Below are 21,190 nucleotides of genomic sequence, written 5' to 3'. Positions count from 1 at the left end.
TGTGTTAGAACGTTTATCATGGAAAACGCTGGCTTTAGAGCTGGCTCTTTTTTGTTTGCCGGCATTACTGCTGGGTGCTTTTATCGGGTATCTCCCCTGGTTATTGCTGGTATCCGTGCTCGCGGCGCTGGTCTGGAACTTCTATAACCAACTCAAGTTATCTCACTGGCTGTGGTTAGACCGCAGCATGACACCGCCTGCTGGCCGTTGGAGCTGGGAGCCGCTATTTTACGGCTTATACCAGATGCAACTGAGAAATCGTCGGCGTCGGCGCGAGTTGGCATTACTCATCAAGCGCTTTCGTAGCGGTGCCGAATCACTGCCGGATGCGGTGGTTATCACCACCATTGATGGCAATATCTTCTGGTGTAACGGCCTGGCTCAGCAATTACTTGGGTTTCGTTGGCCGGAGGATAATGGTCAGCATATTCTCAACTTATTGCGCTATCCGGAATTCAGCCAATATCTGCAACAACAAGCCTTTTCCCGCCCACTGACCCTGCAATTGAATAATGGTTATTACGTAGAGTTTCGCGTGATGCCTTATTCAGAAGGGCAATTACTGATGGTCGCCCGTGATGTGACCCAAATGCGTCAGTTGGAAGGGGCGAGGCGTAACTTCTTTGCGAATGTCAGTCATGAGCTGCGCACCCCGCTGACAGTATTGCAGGGCTATTTGGAAATGATGCATGACCAGGAGTTAGCCGGGCCATTGCGGGACAAAGCGCTAGGGACGATGCAGGAGCAGACCAAGCGCATGGATGGGTTGGTTAAACAGCTATTGACGCTATCGCGTATTGAAGCTGCACCTAATGTGGATATGAATGAGCGGGTGGATATTCCGTTGATGTTAAAAGTATTGCAGCATGAGGTGCAGGCACTGAGTAGTGGTCGTCACGAGATTACTTTTCGGGTGAACGAGCAGTTAAAGGTGTTTGGCAACGAAGACCAACTGCGCAGTGCCGTCTCGAATCTGGTCTATAACGCGGTCAACCACACCCCTGATGGCACCAAAATTGAGGTGTGTTGGCAGCAAACACCACAAGGCGCACAGTTTCAGGTCAGCGACAACGGACCGGGAATTGGCCCGGAACATGTGCCACGGCTGACGGAACGTTTCTATCGGGTGGATAAAGCGCGATCACGGCAAACGGGCGGCAGTGGGTTGGGGTTGGCGATTGTGAAGCATGCATTGAGCCACCACGATGCACGTTTAGAGGTGATGAGTGAAATTGGGCTGGGCACACGATTTATTTTTACCTTGCCGAATCGGTTGATTGTTCCCGCAGTTTTAGTCGAGAATGCAGTCAAATCCTAACACTGCATGGATACTAAGCTGATGAGATGGGGAAAATGGGCGCTGTTCACAGCTATGCTAGGGTTTAGCTGTGGTGTTCTTGCGCAACAGCTGGTGTTATCACCGATGGTGGCCAGGCACTCATCACCGCCAGTTTCAACAGCTCATACCTTGTCAGGTAATCTTTCCAGTGTCGGCTCTGATACTTTAGCCAACTTGATCTCCTTGTGGGCTGATGATTTCAATCAGTACTACCCCGGTGTTAATTTGCAAATACAGGCCGCAGGATCTTCCACTGCGCCTGCCGCGTTGGCGGCTGGGGCTGCCCAACTTGGCCCCATGAGTCGGCCAATGAAAGGCGGTGAAGTTAGCGCATTTATCCAACGTTATGGCTATCCGCCGCTGGCGATCCCTGTGGCCGTCGATGCATTGGTGGTTTTTGTTCATCAAGATAACCCACTGAATAAACTGACCTTATCGCAGTTAGATGCTATTTTCTCGCAAAATCGCCGCTGTGGGGCACCTCGCCCGATTCAGCGCTTTGGTGAATTGGGGTTAGCAGGTGATTGGGCAAATCGCGCTTTGCAACGCTATAGCCGTAATTCAGCCTCAGGAACCTATGGCTATTTTAAGCATCGAGTGCTGTGTGATGGGGATTTTATGAATAATGTTAATGAGTTGCCTGGTTCAGCTTCCGTGGTGCAAGCAGTGGCGGGGTCATTAAATGGTATTGGTTATGCCAGTATTGGTTTTCGTAACAGTGGCGTTAAGCCATTGGCTCTGGCGGCCACTGGGCAGGATTTTGTCTTGCCGACACCCGAAAATGTTAAAGATGGCCGCTATCCCTTGTCGCGCTATCTCTATATTTACATCAATAAGGCACCGGGTCAGCCATTGGAACCGCTGACTGCGGCATTCCTTGAGCGAGTTTTATCGCCTGAAGGGCAAAAACGAGCTACCCATGATGGCTATTTGCCTCTACCTCCTGATGTATTGACTGATACCCGAAAATCATTGGGCTTTGCTGGCTAGCCTGTTTTCAATATCACTTTTCCTCCATGTAATCGGGTGCTATTTCCTGCGAATAAAACTTTTGAGTTACCGATGATATTTTCATCCAATAAGTGGAAGGGGGTGGGTGAGATTGACCATAAATTGTTAATGATTGGGTATAAATGATACAAATCTTGTGGTGCATATTTCTCTAAATCTGGCACGATTAACTGGTTTGGTGAAATTATCTGGATGATGACTCTGCTTTTATGATCCTCACTTGCCTTTCTCCGCTATAAACTGTCTACTTACCGCCGTTGTTGGCCTATTCCACCTGCAAATAACTTCAAAAATACTGCATACTGACGAAATAGATTGCTTATTAACCGCCGGAGTTTGCGTTTATCAGAGCTTTGTATCGTTTCGATCACGTCGGAAAGACCGCAACGTAGGACTTTTTCTTTTGGTCATTCTAACTAGGCAACACACATCACTATGAGTTATCGTTTATCGTCTAAAGATATTATGGCATTAGGTTTTATGACCTTTGCTCTATTCGTCGGGGCTGGCAATATCATCTTCCCGCCGATGGTGGGTTTACAATCGGGTGAACATGTTTGGATGGCAGCACTCGGCTTTCTGATTACCGCGGTTGGATTACCGGTAATTACAGTTATCGCGCTGGCACGTGTCGGCGGTGGTATTGATGCTCTGAGTACCCCGATTGGCCGCGGTGCCGGTCTGGTACTGGCGACGGTTTGCTATCTGGCGGTCGGCCCACTGTTTGCTACCCCCCGTACCGCTACTGTCTCCTTCGAAGTGGGTATTGCCCCTTTGACCGGTGATGGCCCATTGCCACTGTTTATCTATAGCGTGGTTTATTTCGCGCTGGTTATCGGAATCTCGCTATATCCCGGCCGCTTGCTGGATACGGTCGGGCATATTCTGGCGCCACTGAAGATTTTAGCGCTGGCGATCCTGGGTATTGCCGCACTGATTTGGCCTGCAGGCCCATTGATTCCCGCCACAGATGCCTATCAGCAAGTCCCGTTCTCCTCCGGTTTCGTTAATGGATATCTGACCATGGATACCTTGGGGGCCTTGGTCTTCGGTATCGTTATCGTCAATGCCGCCCGTTCACGTGGTGTGGTTTCCTCACAGTTGCTGACGCGTTATACCATTTGGGCTGGATTGATTGCCGGTGTCGGCTTGACGTTGGTCTACCTGAGCTTGTTTAAGCTGGGTTCAAGCAGTGGCGCTCTGGTGCCTGATGCCCAAAATGGGGCGGTGGTGTTACATGCTTACGTTCAGCACACCTTTGGTGGGTTGGGAAGCGTATTCCTGGCTGCCTTGATATTCATCGCCTGTATGGTGACAGCGGTAGGCCTGACCTGCGCCTGTGCTGAATTCTTTGCTCAATACTTGCCGTTATCTTACCGAACACTGGTGTTTATTCTCGGTATCTTCTCGATGATGGTGTCGAATCTGGGGTTGAGCCATCTGATTCAGATCTCCATTCCGGTTCTGACGGCAATTTATCCGCCATGTATCGTGCTGGTACTGATGAGCTTCACTCTACGCTGGTGGCATCACGCCTCACGGATCGTCGCTCCGGTCATGTTGGTCAGTTTACTGTTCGGTATCCTTGATGCGGTGAAAGCCTCCACCTTTGCGCACTTCTTGCCCGAATGGACGCAGCATCTGCCGCTGGCGGCACAGGGTCTGGCATGGTTATCACCTTCGCTGCTGGTATTCGTCGTCGTAGGGTTGTACGATCGCCTCTGCTGTCGTCAGGAAGTTGCTGCTAAGCAATAACGGCACAGCGATAGGATTTTTTTAGCCACGGCTCACCCCCGTGGCTTTTTGCTGAAAAAAGACGGGGCTTTATTCATGGAATTACCAGTCAAAAATAAGCTAAAACGCGGCCTAACGACACGCCATATCCGTTTTATGGCATTGGGGTCAGCAATAGGTACAGGCTTATTCTATGGTTCGGCTGATGCAATAAGAATGGCGGGGCCAAGCGTATTATTGGCATACCTGATTGGTGGCGTGGTGGCATTTATCATCATGCGCGCCTTGGGCGAAATGTCAGTGAATAACCCGCAGGCCAGCTCGTTCTCTCGCTATGCACAAGATTATCTTGGGCCGATGGCTGGCTATATCACCGGCTGGACATACTGTTTTGAGATTCTGATTGTTGCGATTGCCGATGTGACCGCCTTTGGCATCTATATGGGGGTCTGGTTCCCGAATGTAGATCACTGGGTATGGGTGCTGAGTGTGGTTCTGATCATTGGCGCAGTCAATATGATGAGCGTTAAGGTCTTTGGCGAACTGGAGTTCTGGTTCTCGTTCTTCAAAGTTGCCACCATTATCATCATGATTTTGGCCGGTATCGGTATCATCATTTGGGGTATTGGCAATGGTGGGCAGCCAACGGGTATTCATAATTTATGGACCAACGGCGGTTTCTTCAGTAATGGTTTTGTTGGCATGATTTTGTCATTGCAACTGGTGATGTTTGCTTACGGTGGTATTGAGATTATTGGTATTACTGCGGGTGAAGCTGAGAACCCGAAAAGCTCCATTCCGAAAGCCATTAACTCCGTTCCGTGGCGTATTCTGGTGTTCTACGTCGGTACGCTGTTTGTCATCATGTCAATTTACCCATGGAACCAGGTTGGTACTAACGGCAGCCCGTTTGTACTGACCTTCCAGCATATGGGGATTACTGTTGCTGCGGGCATTTTGAACTTTGTGGTTATCACCGCCTCGTTATCTGCTATTAACAGTGATGTGTTTGGTGTTGGGCGCATGTTGAACGGGATGGCAGAGCAGGGCCATGCTCCCAAAGCTTTTGCGGCGATCTCTAAACGCGGTGTGCCGTGGGTTACGGTGTTGGTGATGATGGGAGCCATGCTGACGGCGGTTTACCTGAATTACATCATGCCGGAAAATGTGTTCCTGGTGATTGCTTCACTCGCGACCTTTGCGACAGTTTGGGTGTGGATTATGATCCTGTTCTCTCAGATTGGTTTTCGCCGTTCACTGAGCAAAGAGCAAATTAAGGCACTGGATTTCCCACTGCGTGGTGGCACCTTTACCTCAGTTCTGGCTATCATTTTCCTGGTGTTTATCATCGGCCTGATTGGTTGGTTCCCAACGACTCGAGTCTCACTGTATGTCGGGCTAGTGTGGATTGCTCTCTTGCTGGTGGGGTATTACTTCAAGGTCAACCATCAGAAAAAACAGGCAGAGCCTGCGAAACAAGCGGAATAATGCTGAGTTGAACTGCATATCAAGCAGGGAGGTTTTATCTCCCGGAGGTTGCTGACAAAGTACCCGCGACGGAGAGAACAGGCAGATCGTAAAGACGCCGTAAATACTTCCCTGTAGGCTCGAGCCGCGCCATCCCTGGCGCGGACGCTTTACTCTTCTGTCTGTCCTCGCCGTTCAAGATCGAGTCATTGGGGTTTGTCAACGGTCTGAGGGAGATTTTATCTCCCGCTTTTTTTTTGCTCAATGTAATAGTGTTAAGCCTGCAATTTCATCACTCTGTAACTCAATAAGTCTCTCCGCCCCCGACCTCATCCCCGATATTTATGCGGATAGATGAGGGTAAGCCCCCCATAACGTGGCATTGTTTATACCGGTTACATTTAACAGGTGAATGTGTCTATTACAGGTGAATGTGTCGCGGCGTTAATGTCTGCACCAGATAGCCTTAACAGCAATCGTTTTGGTTAAAGCAGGAGAATTTTATGCTGAGTGGTTGGCATCTACCGGTCCCGCCGTTTGTCCGTCAGCGGGGCGACGCATTACACATCACACTATGGCTGCAAGGTGAAAACTTGCCCACACAGGTTTTCTTACGCTGCGAACCAGATAATGAAGAGTGGTTGCTCACCATGAAGAGGCAGCACCGTGATGGTTTCTGGTGTTATCGCGCGACTTTGCCACTGCATGAAGGCCAACCTACCCGGCGCTACTGTTTCAAACTGCTGTGGAGTGACGACCAACAGTGGTTTGGCCCGTTAGGATTTTCAGTGGTTCCCCCGGCGCAATTGGCGCAGTTTGCCATTGATCTGCCTGATAGCGGCCCTGATTGGGTGGCTGACCAAGTTTTCTATCAAATATTCCCCGATCGTTTTGCCAGTAGTCAGGGTGAGCATGGCGTGCAGGATGGCAGTTATACCCACCATGCTGCGGGTCATCCCGTCTCCCGCCGTGAGTGGCAGCAGCCGCTGGATGATGTGAATGCCGCCTCGACATTCTATGGTGGCGATCTGGCGGGTATTACGCAAAAACTCCCTTATTTGCAACAGCTTGGTGTGACTGCGCTGTATCTCAACCCGATTTTTACCGCACCCAGTGTGCATAAATACGATACGCAAGATTATTATCAGGTTGATCCCTACCTCGGCGGAGAGCCTGCTTTTCTACAACTGCGCGCGGCAACCCGAGATGCGGGAATAAAATTGGTGCTCGATGGGGTGTTTAACCACACCGGTGACTCCCATCATTGGTTTGATCGCCATCAGCAAGGCACCAATGGCGCTTGCCATCATCCGGATTCGCCCTATCGTGGCTGGTTTAATTTCTTCCCCGATGGGCGGGCGCTGGACTGGAAAGGCAATGCCAGTTTGCCGAAACTAAACTTCGCGAATGACGGCGTGGTGAATCAAATTTATCGCGGTGATGATAGCGTGGTGCGCTATTGGTTACGGCCCCCTTACAGCATTGATGGCTGGCGGTTAGATGTGGTGCATATGCTCGGGGAGGAGGGCGGAGCCTGCGGGAATTTACCGCATTTGGCCGGTATCTATCAGGCCGCGAAAGAGGAGAACTCGCAAGCCTATATTCTGGGTGAACACTTTGGCGACGCGCGCAATTGGTTACATGCTGGCGTGGAAGATTCGGCAATGAATTATATGGGATTTGCCTTGCCAGTACGCGGCTTCCTGGCGGGTATTGATGTGGCTTATCATCCGATAAAACTTAAAGCCGAGGATTGTGCCTACTGGATGGATGAGTATCGTGCCGGATTACCGCATGGTCATCAGTTGCGCTTATTTAATCAGTTGGATAGCCATGATACCGCTCGTTTTATCACTCTGCTGAATGGTGATAAAACCCGAATGCAAATGGCGCTGGTGTGGCTGTTTAGCTGGATTGGCGTACCTTGCTTATTTTATGGTGATGAGATCGGCTTAGATGGCGGCAATGACCCATTCTGCCGTAAACCCTTCCCATGGGATGAGTCCCAGTGGGACGCTGAGCTGCTGAAACTCTGCCAACGAATGGCGGCCTTACGCCACAAAAGTAGAGCGCTGCGCCGCGGTGGTTGTCAGGTGATCCACGCCAGTGATGATTCTCTGGTATTTATCCGCAGCGACCAGCGCGAGCGTGTGCTGGTGGCAATTCAACGTAATCATGACGTGAATGTATTACTGCCGACATCGCCGTTGCTCAATGTGGCGGAGTGGCAGCGTCTGGAGGGAGTATCCGGACTGGATGTCACTGAGGCAGGCGTCAATCTGCAATTGTTAGGTGAAAGTGTCACTTTGTGGCGTGGTCAGTCCTAGTTGAGCGCTATAGTGAGTGCTAACTTAGTAGTTAGTGCGCAGTAGAAGATATTCAAGCGGCTAAATGCCGCTTTCTCTTTGGGTGAGATACTATGTATATGACGGGTGTAAACAGTTGGTCGGTAAACTCACCAAAGGGAAAATGATATGAGCACAACTAAAAGACAGGCATTGATTATCGGTGCATCGCGGGGCTTAGGGCTGGGGTTGGTTGATGAACTTAATCGCCGTGGCTGGTCAGTGACGGCGACGACGCGCGGCGCGGCAAAAGATACCGCTGCACATGCAGCCCATTGGTTAACATTAGATATTAATCAGCCAGAGAGCATTAAGCAGTTCCTGCCACAGGTGCAGGGCCAGACGTTTGACCTGATATTTGTTAATGCGGGCATTTCGGGGCCAGAGCATCAATCAGCGGTGGATGCAAAACCCGAGGAGATCCTTGAGCTGTTCCAAACCAATGCAATTTCCCCCATCCGCATTGCTCAGCATCTGCTGGCGCAACGCAATCCAACCCATAGCGTATTGGCCTTTATGTCTTCGCAGTTAGGCAGCCTTGGTCACAATGCTTCCGGCCATAAGCCGCTGTATTCAGCCAGTAAAGCAGCACTGAATATGATGACCCGCAATCTGGTGGCTGAGGTAGCAGACCCAACACTGACCGTGCTATCTATTCATCCAGGTTGGGTAAAAACGGATATGGGCGGGGATGCGGCACCACTGACGATAGCGACCAGTGTCAAAGGGGTGGTTGACCAAATTGAACACGCTGCTGGCAAAGGAGGTCACGGTTTCATTGATTATCAAGGGCATACATTGCCGTGGTGATAGATGTGATTGTGATGTCAATCAGTGAATAATTTCCCCCATCGATGCGTTGATGGGGGATGTTTTACACGTCAATGCATCAGTTGTAGATGCTGGTTAGCCTCAGTCACAGTCAGTAACCAATAGCTGCACCCGCAGGGCGGCGAACATCGTTGGCGCCGTAGAGATAGCCTTCGCGCACTTTACCGGAGACGGCAGAGTCATTCCCCGAGTTGGCAGGGCTGACACCCTCAACGCCAGCCAGGCCGACGAGAATCAGCTCAGTAGCGCCCCACGGATCCTGTTCAACCATCTTATATCCCATATTTTTCAGCAGATTAAGAGTATCTGCTGAGACACCACGTTGCTCGTAATAAACTTCGTCGGGTAACCATTGGTGATGAATACGCGGGGCATCCACCGCCTCTTGAGGGGCCATACCGTGATCAATCACATTCAATGCGGTTTGTAAGGTAATAGTGATGATTCGCGAACCACCCGGTGAACCTAACACCATAAAGGTCTTACCATCCTTAGTCACCAGTGTCGGGCTCATGGATGATAGTGGGCGCTTACCGGGGGCGATGGCATTAGTTGCTCCCTGCACCAGGCCGTACATATTTTGTTCGCCCACTTTCACCGTAAAATCATCCATTTCATCATTGAGGAAGAAGCCGGTACCGGGTGCAATGACCACGGCACCGAAGCGACCATTCACCGTGTAGGTGGTTGAGACGGCGTTACCTTCATGATCGACGATGGAGTAGTGGGTCGTTTCCGGTTTTTCATGTGGCTGCATACCCGGCTGAACTTCTACCGATGGGGTCGCTTGGTTGGCGATAATCTGCTTGCGAATATCAGCGGCATAACTTTTGCTTAGCAGGCGGTCAATCGGGTTTTTAACATACTCCGGGTCGCCGAGGAAGGTATTGCGGTCCATATAAGCATGACGCATCGCTTCTGTCAGCGTATGAATGTAAGCGGCGGAGTTAAAGCCCATACTTTTCAGGTCATAGCCCTCAAGCACATTCAATGTTTCACATAAGGTCACGCCACCGGAGCTAGGTGGAGGGGAGGAGACAAATTTATAACCACGATAGCTACAGGTAATGGGCGCAGTTTCCGTGATTTTATAGTTGGCAAAATCGGCCGCCGTTAGGATCCCACCACCTTTTTTCGCTGCCGCTTCTACTGCCTGGGGTATTTTGCCCTGATAAAATGCATCTGTTCCCCGCTGTGAGATGGCGCTCAATGTATCCGCCAGATCTGTCTGAATCAGACGATCGCCCGGTTGCAGAGCTTCGCCATCTTTACGTAGGAAAATACGCGCAGACTCTGGGTCCTGACGAAAGCGTTTGACGGTGGTATCCAGAATGTCGGTATCGGCGCGGGTCAATACAAAGCCTTCGCGAGCCAACTTGATAGCGGGTGCCATGACTTGCTGGCGGGTCAGTTTGCCGTATTTCCTTTGTGCGCTGTCCATCCCCAAAACAGTTCCGGGAACCCCTGCAGCCAGATAGCCATACAAACTGGCATCTTTGGTCACTTTCCCCTCTTTATCCAAATACATATCTGCACTGGCAGCGGCTGGTGCGGTTTCACGGAAATTGATAAATGTATCGGTTCCATCAGCAAGGTGAATGGTCATAAAGCCGCCACCGCCGATATTACCGCAGCATGGATTCACCACCGCTTGCGCATATCCCACGGCAACTGCGGCATCAATCGCATTTCCACCCATTTTCAAAATATCGGTCCCTACCTGTGAAGCCAGATATTGGGAAGTCACAACCATGCCATTTTTCGCTTCTACTGCTGGTGTTGAAGCCGCATGTAGCGTGCCACTCACCAGTAACGCCAAAACAGCCAAGGGTTTATTCCATTTTTTCAATAGCATTCTGACTCCTGTGATTTCCTGCTCGCCAGGGATTACCCGGTCATTTTTGTCTGGCAGCTTAAAATCGCTGCTTATGGAATGTGCAAAACACACGCCAGTAATAATTAATAGCAGAATTAATGTTTATAGTGGCTAATTAATTGGTTCTGGAGGGCGGAATGATGAGTTATTGTCAGGCTGATAGGTGGCTTATTGTCCGGTCGGGATTAAATTAAGAGAAAGCAACTGATTGAAAATAAAGGAATATGATTAAGATAGAACGGCTGGGAATAGGAATGATTATTATATAGGCTCTGCGGCGGGTGCTTGAAGCTGTCTGCTTTGGGTGCTTAGGTCAGGCTGGAAGTAGACGGAAAAAAGCCTCGTATCAATGTTAATTAATACGAGACTCTCCCTAATGCACGACAACATTACGGTAGCTTTTTACCTGCCGAAAGGCAAGGAGGCTGAATATGCCACAAAATACGTTTGTTTGGTGCCTGCTCGGCTTCGGCATAAAAAAAGCCAGTCAGCGTGAACTGACTGGCTTGATATCCCCCGAGCTAATCAGGGGCGGTCTAAACAGTTATTACAGCTTAGAGGCGTTTTCAGACAGATATTTAGCCACGCCATCTGGAGATGCGCCCATACCTGCTTTGCCTTTTTCCCACTGTGCAGGGCAAACGTCGCCGTGCTCTTCGTGGAATTGCAGTGCGTCAACCATACGCAGCATTTCATCAATGTTACGGCCCAGTGGCAGGTCGTTAACCACTTGGTGACGAACTACGCCGTTTTTGTCGATCAGGAAAGAGCCGCGCAGTGCAACGCCTGCATCTGGGTGCTCAATGCCGTAGGCTTTCTGAATTTCACGTTTGATATCAGCAACCATTGGGTATTTAACTTCACCAATACCGCCGTTATCAACTGGGGTTTTACGCCATGCGTTGTGAACAAACTCGGAGTCGAAAGAAACACCAACAACTTCAACGCCACGTTTCTGGAATTCTTCGTAACGGTGGTCGAAAGCGATCAACTCTGAAGGACAAACAAAAGTGAAGTCCATTGGCCAGAAGAACAGGACGGCAGGGCGGCCGTTCAGGTGTTTTTTCAGGTTGAAGTTTTCAACGATTTCGCCGCTACCAAGAACAGCAGCTGCTGTAAAATCAGGGGCTTGACGAGTTACCAGAACCATAAATTACTCCTGTTAATAGGGATGGATTAACCAGTTGTCTTAAAAGTATCGGCACAGCATAGGTATTTAAGCGCAATGAATAAAGGGATAAATACCAATCGCTGTGATAGCTTTTACCTATCGTTATAACGATTTTAGTTTCGTAGTCTTGCTAAGATACCCATTTTGCCAAAAAGCGCAAGTGGCTTAGTGTCAATAAACATATATCGAAAAGTACTTTTAGCTAAATCTGCTGACGTTTCGCCTGCAACATCATTGCAGGGTAAAATGCTAAAAATAGTTGTTCTAACGGCTGATAGTGTTGCTTTATGTCGTAAAAAGAGCCGGCGAGCGCCGCCAGTTTGGGCCGCCGATTAGCCATACCCTGTAACACATCAGCGATAAAGGGTAATTCAGCATAACGTTCTAGCCAACGCTCTGACCACAAATAGGCGTTGAGGTTCTGAAAGCGCACGGGAGTCTGCTGCAAATGGGGCAAAATCTGGTTTTGCGCATGTTGGATAAAATCGGGCAGCGGACAGTCAGGCACCAGTTTATCCCAATGACGGGCGAGAAAGTGGTCCCACAGCACATCTAGAGTAATAGGGGCAACCCGACGATAATCGGCACTGAAATAGGTTCGCGCTTCTTTAACCAACGACAAGGTATCAGTCATCACATCAACGCGACGATGCATCATGATGCCCGCTACAATATCAGGGGCATATTCGCCCTGTGGATTGCCACGGACAAAATCTGCCAGCAGATTGCCGAGTAAAGAGCTGTCAGCCAGCGTGGCGAGATGGAGATGGGCGAGGAAGTTCATATCGCTGAGTATAATTCAAATGACCGCCAATTATCCTTATTTCTTGCAGCCTGCTCTTGAGGGCTCTAGACTAGCGGCCTGTTTTTGTATACCTGCCCATCATCTCTGTTGGTTCGGGTCTGTCCTGATATGAAGTGGAAAGCCATGCGTGTTGCCGATTTTTCTTTTGAGCTACCGGAATCTCTAATTGCCCATTACCCCCAGTCCCAGCGTAGCGGTTGCCGCTTATTGTCACTGGATGGCCCGACGGGAACCTTAACGCACGGCATTTTCACTGATTTGCTGGATAAATTAGAGCCAGGTGACCTGCTGGTTTTCAACAATACCCGGGTTATTCCGGCTCGTCTGTTTGGTCGTAAAGCCAGTGGCGGTAAGCTTGAAGTGCTGATCGAACGTGTTTTGGATGACCATCGTGTTCTGGCCCATGTTAAAGCTTCAAAATCACCTAAATCCGGTACTGAGCTGCTATTAGGCGATGATGAAAGTATCCGGGCCACCATGCTGGCAAGGCATGACACACTGTTTGAGTTGCGGTTTGACGATGAGCGGGATGTTTTTACCATCCTGAATGCAGTCGGCCATATGCCTTTGCCTCCTTATATTGATCGCCCTGATGAAGATGCTGATCGAGAGCTGTACCAAACAGTATATAGCGAGCGCCCAGGGGCAGTGGCGGCACCAACAGCTGGGCTGCATTTTGATGAGCCGATGCTGGCGGCTTTGCGGGAAAAAGGCATTGAGATGGCCTTCGTGACCTTGCATGTCGGCGCTGGGACCTTTCAACCGGTACGGGTTGACACCATCGAAGAGCATATTATGCATTCCGAATATGCAGAAGTGCCCCAAGAGGTAGTCGACGCTGTTCTGGCCTGTAAAGCCCGTGGCAAGCGCGTGGTTGCTGTCGGCACTACCTCAGTACGCTCATTGGAAAGTGCCGCCACAGCCACAGAGAACGGCCTAATTGCCCCCTTCTTTGGTGATACCTGTATCTTTATTTATCCGGGCTATGAATATCAGGTTGTGGATGCTTTGGTCACCAATTTCCATTTACCTGAATCAACATTGATAATGCTGGTTTCTGCTTTCGCAGGTTATAAAAATACCATGAATGCTTATCAGCAGGCTGTGGCAGAGCAATACCGTTTTTTCAGTTATGGCGATGCAATGTTCATCAGCCGTAATCCGCGGGCACCGCAAGAGACGGTTAACCCGTAAATTTCAGGTCACATAAGCTATATGTTTTCAGATGTATAGTGTGTGATCAGGCTAAAACAACATCAGACTGTATCTCTGATGCTGGAGGTTATGTGAAGTACGAATTACAAAAAACTGACGGTCGCGCACGTCGTGGTCGTCTAATATTTGAACGCGGTGTAGTAGAGACCCCTGCGTTTATGCCGGTTGGCACCTATGGCACAGTAAAAGGGATGACACCGGAAGAGGTCAAAGAGACCGGTGCGCAGATCTTGTTGGGGAACACTTTCCATCTCTGGCTGCGTCCAGGTCAGGAAATCATGAAATTGCATGGTGATTTACATGATTTCATGCAGTGGCATGGCCCGATTCTAACCGATTCCGGTGGTTTTCAGGTGTTCAGCCTTGGTGCGATGCGTAAAATCAAAGAAGAAGGGGTGACGTTCCAAAACCCAATCAACGGCGATAAAGTGTTCCTCAGCCCAGAAAAATCGATGGAAATTCAGAACGATCTCGGCTCCGATATCGTGATGATTTTCGACGAATGTACTCCCTATCCAGCGGACTGGGATTATGCCAAACGCTCAATGGAGATGTCCTTACGTTGGGCTGCCCGTAGTCGCCAACGCTTTGATGAACTGAACAATAAAAATGCACTGTTTGGTATTATTCAGGGTGGTGTTTACGAAGATTTACGTGATGTGTCCGTAAAAGGGCTGGTAGATATCGGTTTTGATGGTTACGCTGTGGGCGGCTTGGCGGTAGGTGAGCCAAAAGAGGATATGCATCGCATTTTAGAGCATGTTTGCCCGCAGATCCCTGCTGATAAACCACGCTACCTGATGGGCGTGGGGAAACCAGAGGATCTGGTTGAAGGCGTACGTCGCGGTATCGACATGTTTGACTGTGTGATGCCAACCCGTAATGCGCGTAACGGTCATCTATTCGTGACTGACGGTGTGGTAAAAATCCGTAATGCCAAGCATAAGAGTGATACAGCAACGCTAGATGAACACTGTGATTGCTACACTTGTCGCAATTATAGCCGTGCCTACTTGCATCATCTTGACCGTTGCAACGAAATACTGGGTGCGCGCCTGAACACGATTCATAACCTACGTTATTACCAGCGCTTAATGGCGGGTTTACGTCAGGCTATTGAAGAGGGTAAATTAGAGAACTTCGTCGAAGATTTCTATGGTCGGATAGGGAAACCTGTTCCACCATTAAACGTTTGATTCTAAAATTACCATCTTTACATACCCAAAAGAGTTCAAGCGCAGGAAGGTAGCAAACGAGAGTAGCTAAAACATCTGCGGTTTGAAAGATGACGGGTATTTTATAGATTGAACAGTTACGATTTACCGTTACTGATTTTATCGCACTGATTTCACACTACTGATATTGATAACAATGAGGGAATTTTAATGAGTCTTTTCATTTCCGATGCTGTCGCATCCGCTGGGGCTCCGGCTCAGAGCAGCCCGTACTCCCTGGTGATTATGCTGGTGGTATTTGGTCTGATTTTTTACTTCATGATCCTGCGTCCACAGCAAAAACGTGCCAAAGAACACAAAAAACTGATGGATTCTATCGGTAAGGGTGATGAAGTATTGACCACTGGTGGTTTACTCGGTCGTGTGACTAAAGTTGCGGAAACTGGCTATATTGTCATCGCACTGAACGACACCACTGAAGTGATGATTAAACGTGACTTCGTTGCTGCCGTTTTACCGAAAGGTACAATGAAGGCTCTGTAATTTTCGATTTTCCCGAAGGGAATTGCCGTGTTAAACCGTTATCCTTTGTGGAAGTATCTGATGCTGATCGTCGTGATCTTCATCGGTCTGCTATATGCACTTCCCAACCTTTATGGTGAGGATCCGGCTGTTCAAATCACTGGTGCGCGAGGAATCGCCGCCAGTGAAACAACGCTGGTCCAAGTCCGTGACGTTTTAGAAAAAGACAACATAGCGAGCAAGTCTATTGCACTGGAAAATGGTGCAATCCTGGCTCGCTTTAAAGATCCTGACGTCCAGCTGCGTGCCCGTGAGGCGCTTGTTGCTGCGATGGGGGATAAATACGTTATCGCGCTAAACCTGGCGCCGGCAACACCTTCCTGGCTTGCCAGGCTGGGTGCTGAGCCGATGAAGCTGGGCCTTGACCTGCGTGGTGGTGTGCACTTCCTGATGGAAGTGGACATGGACACTGCGCTTGGCAAACTGCAAGAGCAAACGATGGATACCCTGCGCACTGATCTGCGTGAGAAAAATATCCCGTATGCGACAGTGCGTAAACTCGATAACTATGGTGTTGAAGTGCGTTTTCGCGACGATAAAACCCGCGATGATGCTATCAGCTACCTCTCTTCTCGCCACCGTGATCTGGTGATTGGTTCTAATGGCAGCAATACCTTAAAAGCTGTGATGACCGATGACCGTCTGCGAGAAGCGCGCGAATATGCGGTTCAGCAAAACATTACGATCCTGCGTAACCGGGTTAACCAACTAGGTGTAGCCGAGCCGTTGGTTCAGCGCCAGGGTTCAGATCGTATTGTGGTTGAGTTACCGGGTATCCAGGACACTGCACGTGCCAAAGAGATCCTTGGTGCGACAGCAACGCTGGAATTCCGTCTGGTAAACAGCAATGTTGACGCCTCTGTGGCCGCCACTGGCCGTGTGCCGGGCGATTCAGAAGTCAAAAATACCCGTGAAGGCCGCCCGGTTGTCTTGTACAAACGCGTGATTCTGACCGGTGATCATATTACCGATTCAACCTCCAGCACCGACGAATATAACCAGGCTCAGGTTAATATTTCGCTCGACAGTGCCGGTGGTTCTTTGATGTCTAATTTTACCAAAGACAATATCGGCAAGCCGATGGCGACTTTGTTCGTAGAATATAAAGACAGCGGTAAAAAAGATGCTAATGGCCGCGCGATTCTGGTTAAGCAGGAAGAGGTTATCAACGTTGCGACCATTCAATCGCGCCTAGGTAACAGTTTCCGCATTACTGGCATTGATAATCCGGCTGAAGCTCGTCAGCTCTCCCTATTACTGCGTGCGGGTGCGTTGATTGCCCCAATCCAAATCGTGGAAGAACGGACTATCGGGCCAACTTTGGGTTCACAAAACATCACCCAAGGTCTGGAAGCCTGCTTGTGGGGCTTGGCGGTCTCTATTCTATTTATGGTGATCTACTACCGTAAATTTGGTGTGATTGCCAGTACGGCACTGTTGGCTAACTTGGTGTTGATCGTGGGTGTGATGTCCCTGCTGCCGGGGGCGACATTAACCATGCCGGGTATTGCCGGGATCGTATTGACGCTGGCGGTAGCAGTTGATGCTAACGTGCTGATTAACGAGCGAATAAAAGAAGAGTACCGAAACGGGCGGACGATCCAGCAAGCGATTCATGAAGGGTACAAAGGTGCCTTCTCAAGTATCGTTGATGCGAACGTAACGACGCTTATCACAGCAATTATTCTTTACGCTGTAGGTACTGGTTCGATTAAAGGCTTTGCTATTACAACGGCCATTGGTGTTATCACGTCAATGTTCACCGCAATAGTCGGTACTCGTGCCATCGTCAACCTGCTTTACGGCGGCAAGCGCATTAACAAGCTGTCTATTTGAGGAGTACGTTGTGGCACAGGATTATACTGTTGAACAACTGAACTATGGCCGTAGAGTCTATGACTTTATGCGCTGGGATAACGTTGCTTTCGGCATCTCGTTGCTGCTGTTGGTTGCATCGATTGCGGTGATGTCCACCAAAGGGTTCAACTGGGGTCTTGATTTCACTGGTGGTACGGTGATTGAAATTAACCTGGAAAAACCTGCTGATCTGGACCAACTGCGCGACACGCTAGAAAAGGCGGGGTTTGAGTCGCCAATTCTGCAAAACTTTGGTAGCACTCGTGATGTAATGGTACGTATGCCACCTGCAACCGGGACTGCCGGGCAGGAGCTGGGTAACAAAGTCATATCTGTTATCAATGAGTCAGTTGATAAGAATGCATCGGTAAAACGTATCGAATTCGTCGGGCCAAGTGTGGGTAGTGATTTAGCCCAGGCTGGTGGTATGGCGTTATTGGTGGCGTTGCTGTGTATCCTGGTTTATGTCGGTTTCCGTTTTGAATGGCGTTTGGCGCTAGGGGCGGTTATCGCTCTGGCCCATGACGTGATTATTACCATGGGGATCTTGTCGTTATTCCATATCGAGATTGACCTGACTATCGTCGCTTCATTGATGTCAGTTATTGGTTACTCACTTAACGACAGCATCGTGGTATCTGACCGTATTCGTGAGAATTTCCGCAAAATTCGCCGCGGTACGCCTTACGAAATCATGAACGTATCTTTGACCCAAACCCTAAGCCGTACCCTTATGACTTCTGGGACTACGCTGATGGTGGTATTGATGCTGTTTATCTTCGGTGGTGCGATGCTACAAGGCTTCTCACTGACGATGCTGATCGGTGTGTCCATCGGTACAGTTTCATCCATCTACGTCGCGTCCGCGCTGGCGTTGAAACTGGGTATGAAACGTGAGCATATGTTGCAGCAGAAAGTTGAGAAAGAGGGCGCAGATCAGCCTTCAATTCTGCCGTAATAGTCTGCGGTAGTACGAAATATAAGCCCTGATGCTGACTGTATCTTAGAGTGATTGAAGATACAGTCGGTGTTAGGGCTTTTTGTTATTAAGTCAGCGAGACTTTTTTTCACAGTAAAAAGATATCGATTAACTCTCTTCTTTATTTTCTCCATTCAATTATTACTTAACTTTATTTATTATAGTTACATTGATAGTTTTATTTTTGTATGTAAACACGATTTTGATTTGCGTGGCGAATGAATAAGAAAAATAAATTATTAAAGTGGACTATTTTGGGATTTACCCAACTTATTTGATAGGTTATCTAGTGGCTATCTACTACTCTCTCTCCTTAGATATAGGTATTCAAGGTTAAATATAAAATAATCCGAGAGTCACTAATAAGGAGGGCTTAGTGAAAAGTACAGGAAATAATACGATTGGAAATTCAGGAGTTGGTTCAGGGTGTTATAATTCTTATGAATATCATGATGTTAATTTAGATAATGATGGTGACTTATTTAATGAAGTCTATGCTAAGCTAGATAAGGCCTTAAGTGATGCAGGTTATATTGGAAGTAAGGGTGACTATCCTCACTTGAGAGGAAAAAAAAATAGTTCTAAGACGATAGATGAAGTTATTTTTAATCTAAATAATCATTTGAGAGAAAATAATACTTCAAAAGAATGTAAGAAACTCGTTGAGTTAATTAATAGTGAAGAAGGTTTAGGGATTAAGGATAACTATGATTTTAAGGCGTTTTGTGACCATTTCTACCTGAAGAATTCCGGAGTTACTGCTTGTTTGGGTAACCCATTTGCGGAGCAACCAGAGGAAGTGTCAAATTTGGTTAAGTTATATAATGATATAATGTCTAAGGAGTATAAAGGGAGTAAAGATATTAAGTTGAGAGATGGCCTTGGCACGATGGAAGATTTTTGTTGTGAAGTTAATCGTGTATATGATCTTATAAAAAAACCCACTTTCAGCACATTAAAAAAAGCGTTTAATAAATTCAGCAAGGATAATCATGTTAAACGCTTTATAAATAAAAGGGAGAATGATGAGGTATTTTATCAGTTAGTAAAGAAAAAAACAGATTCGGTTGAAGAACCACAAGATTCATTCGCCCCTGGTGATAATATTAAATATTCGCAATCGATTGTACCTACACCTGTCTTGCCACAAGCTGCCGTTGCGTCAATGCAGGTAACACCACCCAATCTGTTTTATGAGAATGCTCCACCAGAGCTAGTAGAGTTGAAAGCTATTTACTGTGCACTTGTTGAAGCACCATATAAAAGGCAACACGATAAAACGACTAAAACATTTAAGCTAGAAAATGAAAAAATTGGCACTATAGATGAATTTTGTCGGGCACTTAATGAGATAAAAAATTCTACTAGTGGAACTGATTCAAGTTCTCGCTATCAGTTGTTAGTTAATTTCGTCAAAGATAAAGAGGTCGCAAAGTCAATTGGTATAATGGAAGGTGCTCCAAAGGATTTTTATATTAAACCTACAAAAGGTCTTTGTAATAATGGATTGCTATTGCAAGGTATGCTAAATGAATATATCAATGCAAAAACACCTGCGCTACAAACTGGACATGTTGAAAAAATAACAGAAGATTTAAAAAACAAAACGCTCAGAGATAATATATTGATTGAGTTGAAACCGAATGGTCCTGTGAATGTCATAAACTTCCCTGATAATAATGAAAAAATAGCTTTAGTTCTTAGCAGGTTGCTAGAAAGCCATCAAGCTGATGGTACATTTAGTAAAAAAATAGCAGAGTATTTGAAAGTTTCTGGTCTGGGAGCTTATATGCAATTACAACCCCTACCAGGTAACAAGTCACATGTGGTATTTAATCATGACACGCCTGATTCGGTAAATGATAAAATAAATGATTTAACTGATTTAATGGATTTTATGCGTAAACATCTGAAGCATATTAATACAGTGTTAGGTGATTTAGGCACAAGACCAGTAAATGCTAGCCTTGAGCAGTTGCAGGTATATTATTACCAACAAATGTTGGCTTTTGATATTCGTTCGTCCACATATACCGAGCCACCGGGTAGTCTCATGTTCGCTCAACGCTGGATACAGGCTAATTGGGATAAACTCTTTGGTAATGCTAGTACACAAACCCATTTTGGTGTCGCGGGTGAGAGCCCAATAGTCACGATAAAAAAGCTGCGGCAGTCTTTTAATACAAATCTACAAACTCAGAATTACGAAAAAAGCGCTAGGAAGAGCCCTGAATATAAAATTGTTGATCAAGGGCTCGATCGTATAGAAAAACTGGCCCAAAGATTAGAGGATCTGATTACTAAAAACACTATCCCAGCGGATATAACGAAGAACCTCACACTAGCTCTGCGCTATGCAATGGCATCTGAATGTGTTGAGCTCAAACAACAATCGAAATCAATAAATTTCAATCGATTTTTTAGTAAGGCTAAGCTTGTTGTCCCTGTGGTAGCCGCGCTTTCAATCGGTGTTTTAATTGCAGGTAGCTCAAGTGTCGTCTTAGCACCACTAGCCCCCTTTATTGCTATCGGGATATGCTGCGCCGCTGTCTACTATCTTTTCACTAAATGTAAACCCAAGTTGGAATCTAGTGGAGTGAGCGAGCAACTGACCAAGGCGATGAAAGGCTTGGTACCCCAAGGTGATTTCCACTTAGCTAGCCACGATGTAAGTTGGAGGGAGGCGTGGAAATATCGCATGGGCCCGATTATACAAGCGTTCAAAACTTGGTGGTCTGGGTCAGTGGCACCAATGCCAAATTTACCTGAACCGCCAAATCCAAGCCTGCATTGATAGTCGACA

Annotated in this window: 15 protein-coding genes; 12 read left to right on the top strand and 3 right to left on the bottom strand. The window is 47.8% G+C overall.

Annotated elements, in window-relative coordinates; translation table 11 throughout:
* Window position 1: 1 nt before the first annotated feature.
* The 6 genes from phoR to AACW11_RS11280 all read left to right on the top strand — a co-directional run bounded on the left by phoR (window position 2) and on the right by AACW11_RS11280 (window position 8,706).
* Window positions 2–1,318, top strand: coding sequence for a phosphate regulon sensor histidine kinase PhoR (gene phoR, locus AACW11_RS11310; protein WP_212584351.1), 1,317 nt, complete (start codon window positions 2–4; stop codon window positions 1,316–1,318).
* Between the two features lie 21 nt (window positions 1,319–1,339).
* Entirely contained in the window at window positions 1,340–2,329 is a 990-nt protein-coding gene (locus tag AACW11_RS11305; protein ID WP_249192714.1) for a PstS family phosphate ABC transporter substrate-binding protein, read from the top strand.
* A gap of 456 nt (window positions 2,330–2,785) precedes the next feature.
* Window positions 2,786–4,105, top strand: a complete 1,320-nt coding sequence (gene brnQ, locus AACW11_RS11300) for a branched-chain amino acid transport system II carrier protein (protein ID WP_212584349.1) — start codon at window positions 2,786–2,788, stop codon at window positions 4,103–4,105.
* Between the two features lie 75 nt (window positions 4,106–4,180).
* Window positions 4,181–5,572, top strand: a complete 1,392-nt coding sequence (gene proY, locus AACW11_RS11295) for a proline-specific permease ProY (protein ID WP_212584348.1) — start codon at window positions 4,181–4,183, stop codon at window positions 5,570–5,572.
* Between the two features lie 482 nt (window positions 5,573–6,054).
* On the top strand, window positions 6,055–7,878 hold the full coding sequence (malZ, locus tag AACW11_RS11285; protein ID WP_212584347.1) for a maltodextrin glucosidase: 1,824 nt from the start codon (window positions 6,055–6,057) through the stop codon (window positions 7,876–7,878).
* A gap of 147 nt (window positions 7,879–8,025) precedes the next feature.
* On the top strand, window positions 8,026–8,706 hold the full coding sequence (locus tag AACW11_RS11280; protein WP_212584346.1) for an SDR family oxidoreductase: 681 nt from the start codon (window positions 8,026–8,028) through the stop codon (window positions 8,704–8,706).
* Between the two features lie 112 nt (window positions 8,707–8,818).
* Here AACW11_RS11280 and ggt read toward each other — a convergent pair whose 3' ends face one another.
* The 3 genes from ggt to AACW11_RS11265 all read right to left on the bottom strand — a co-directional run bounded on the left by ggt (window position 8,819) and on the right by AACW11_RS11265 (window position 12,558).
* Window positions 8,819–10,582 carry a gamma-glutamyltransferase gene (gene ggt, locus AACW11_RS11275; RefSeq protein ID WP_212584345.1) on the bottom strand — a complete coding sequence of 588 codons (1,764 nt, stop codon included), beginning with the start codon at window positions 10,580–10,582 and terminating at the stop codon, window positions 8,819–8,821.
* 568 nt (window positions 10,583–11,150) lie between these two features.
* Window positions 11,151–11,753, bottom strand: a complete 603-nt coding sequence (locus tag AACW11_RS11270) for a peroxiredoxin C (protein WP_004873480.1) — start codon at window positions 11,751–11,753, stop codon at window positions 11,151–11,153.
* A gap of 223 nt (window positions 11,754–11,976) precedes the next feature.
* Entirely contained in the window at window positions 11,977–12,558 is a 582-nt protein-coding gene (locus tag AACW11_RS11265) for an ACP phosphodiesterase (protein ID WP_212584344.1), read from the bottom strand.
* A 144-nt stretch (window positions 12,559–12,702) separates the two neighbouring features.
* On the opposite strand from AACW11_RS11265, the gene queA reads away from it, so the two are divergent.
* From queA to AACW11_RS11235, 6 genes are all read left to right on the top strand, one after another.
* Entirely contained in the window at window positions 12,703–13,773 is a 1,071-nt protein-coding gene (gene queA, locus AACW11_RS11260) for a tRNA preQ1(34) S-adenosylmethionine ribosyltransferase-isomerase QueA (protein ID WP_212584408.1), read from the top strand.
* Window positions 13,774–13,865: 92 nt separating this feature from the next.
* A complete protein-coding gene (tgt, locus tag AACW11_RS11255) occupies window positions 13,866–14,990 on the top strand; it encodes a tRNA guanosine(34) transglycosylase Tgt (RefSeq protein ID WP_212584343.1) in 1,125 nt (374 codons plus the stop codon).
* Between the two features lie 189 nt (window positions 14,991–15,179).
* The gene (gene yajC / locus AACW11_RS11250) at window positions 15,180–15,512 is read left to right on the top strand and encodes a preprotein translocase subunit YajC (protein WP_005166605.1); all 333 of its coding nucleotides are present in this window, start codon (window positions 15,180–15,182) and stop codon (window positions 15,510–15,512) included.
* Window positions 15,513–15,539: 27 nt separating this feature from the next.
* The gene (secD, locus tag AACW11_RS11245; protein WP_212584342.1) at window positions 15,540–17,387 is read left to right on the top strand and encodes a protein translocase subunit SecD; all 1,848 of its coding nucleotides are present in this window, start codon (window positions 15,540–15,542) and stop codon (window positions 17,385–17,387) included.
* Window positions 17,388–17,397: 10 nt separating this feature from the next.
* Window positions 17,398–18,366, top strand: coding sequence for a protein translocase subunit SecF (secF, locus tag AACW11_RS11240; RefSeq protein WP_005272774.1), 969 nt, complete (start codon window positions 17,398–17,400; stop codon window positions 18,364–18,366).
* Between the two features lie 397 nt (window positions 18,367–18,763).
* Window positions 18,764–21,181 (top strand): MFS transporter permease, encoded by a 2,418-nt coding sequence (locus AACW11_RS11235; RefSeq protein WP_249192713.1) that lies wholly within the window; start codon window positions 18,764–18,766, stop codon window positions 21,179–21,181.
* Window positions 21,182–21,190: the final 9 nt, after the last annotated feature.

Origin of the sequence: Yersinia sp. Marseille-Q3913, from assembly GCF_963892745.1 — a bacterium.
Lineage (GTDB): Bacteria > Pseudomonadota > Gammaproteobacteria > Enterobacterales > Enterobacteriaceae > Yersinia > Yersinia bercovieri.
This window is presented reverse-complemented; position numbering and strand designations above follow the sequence as displayed.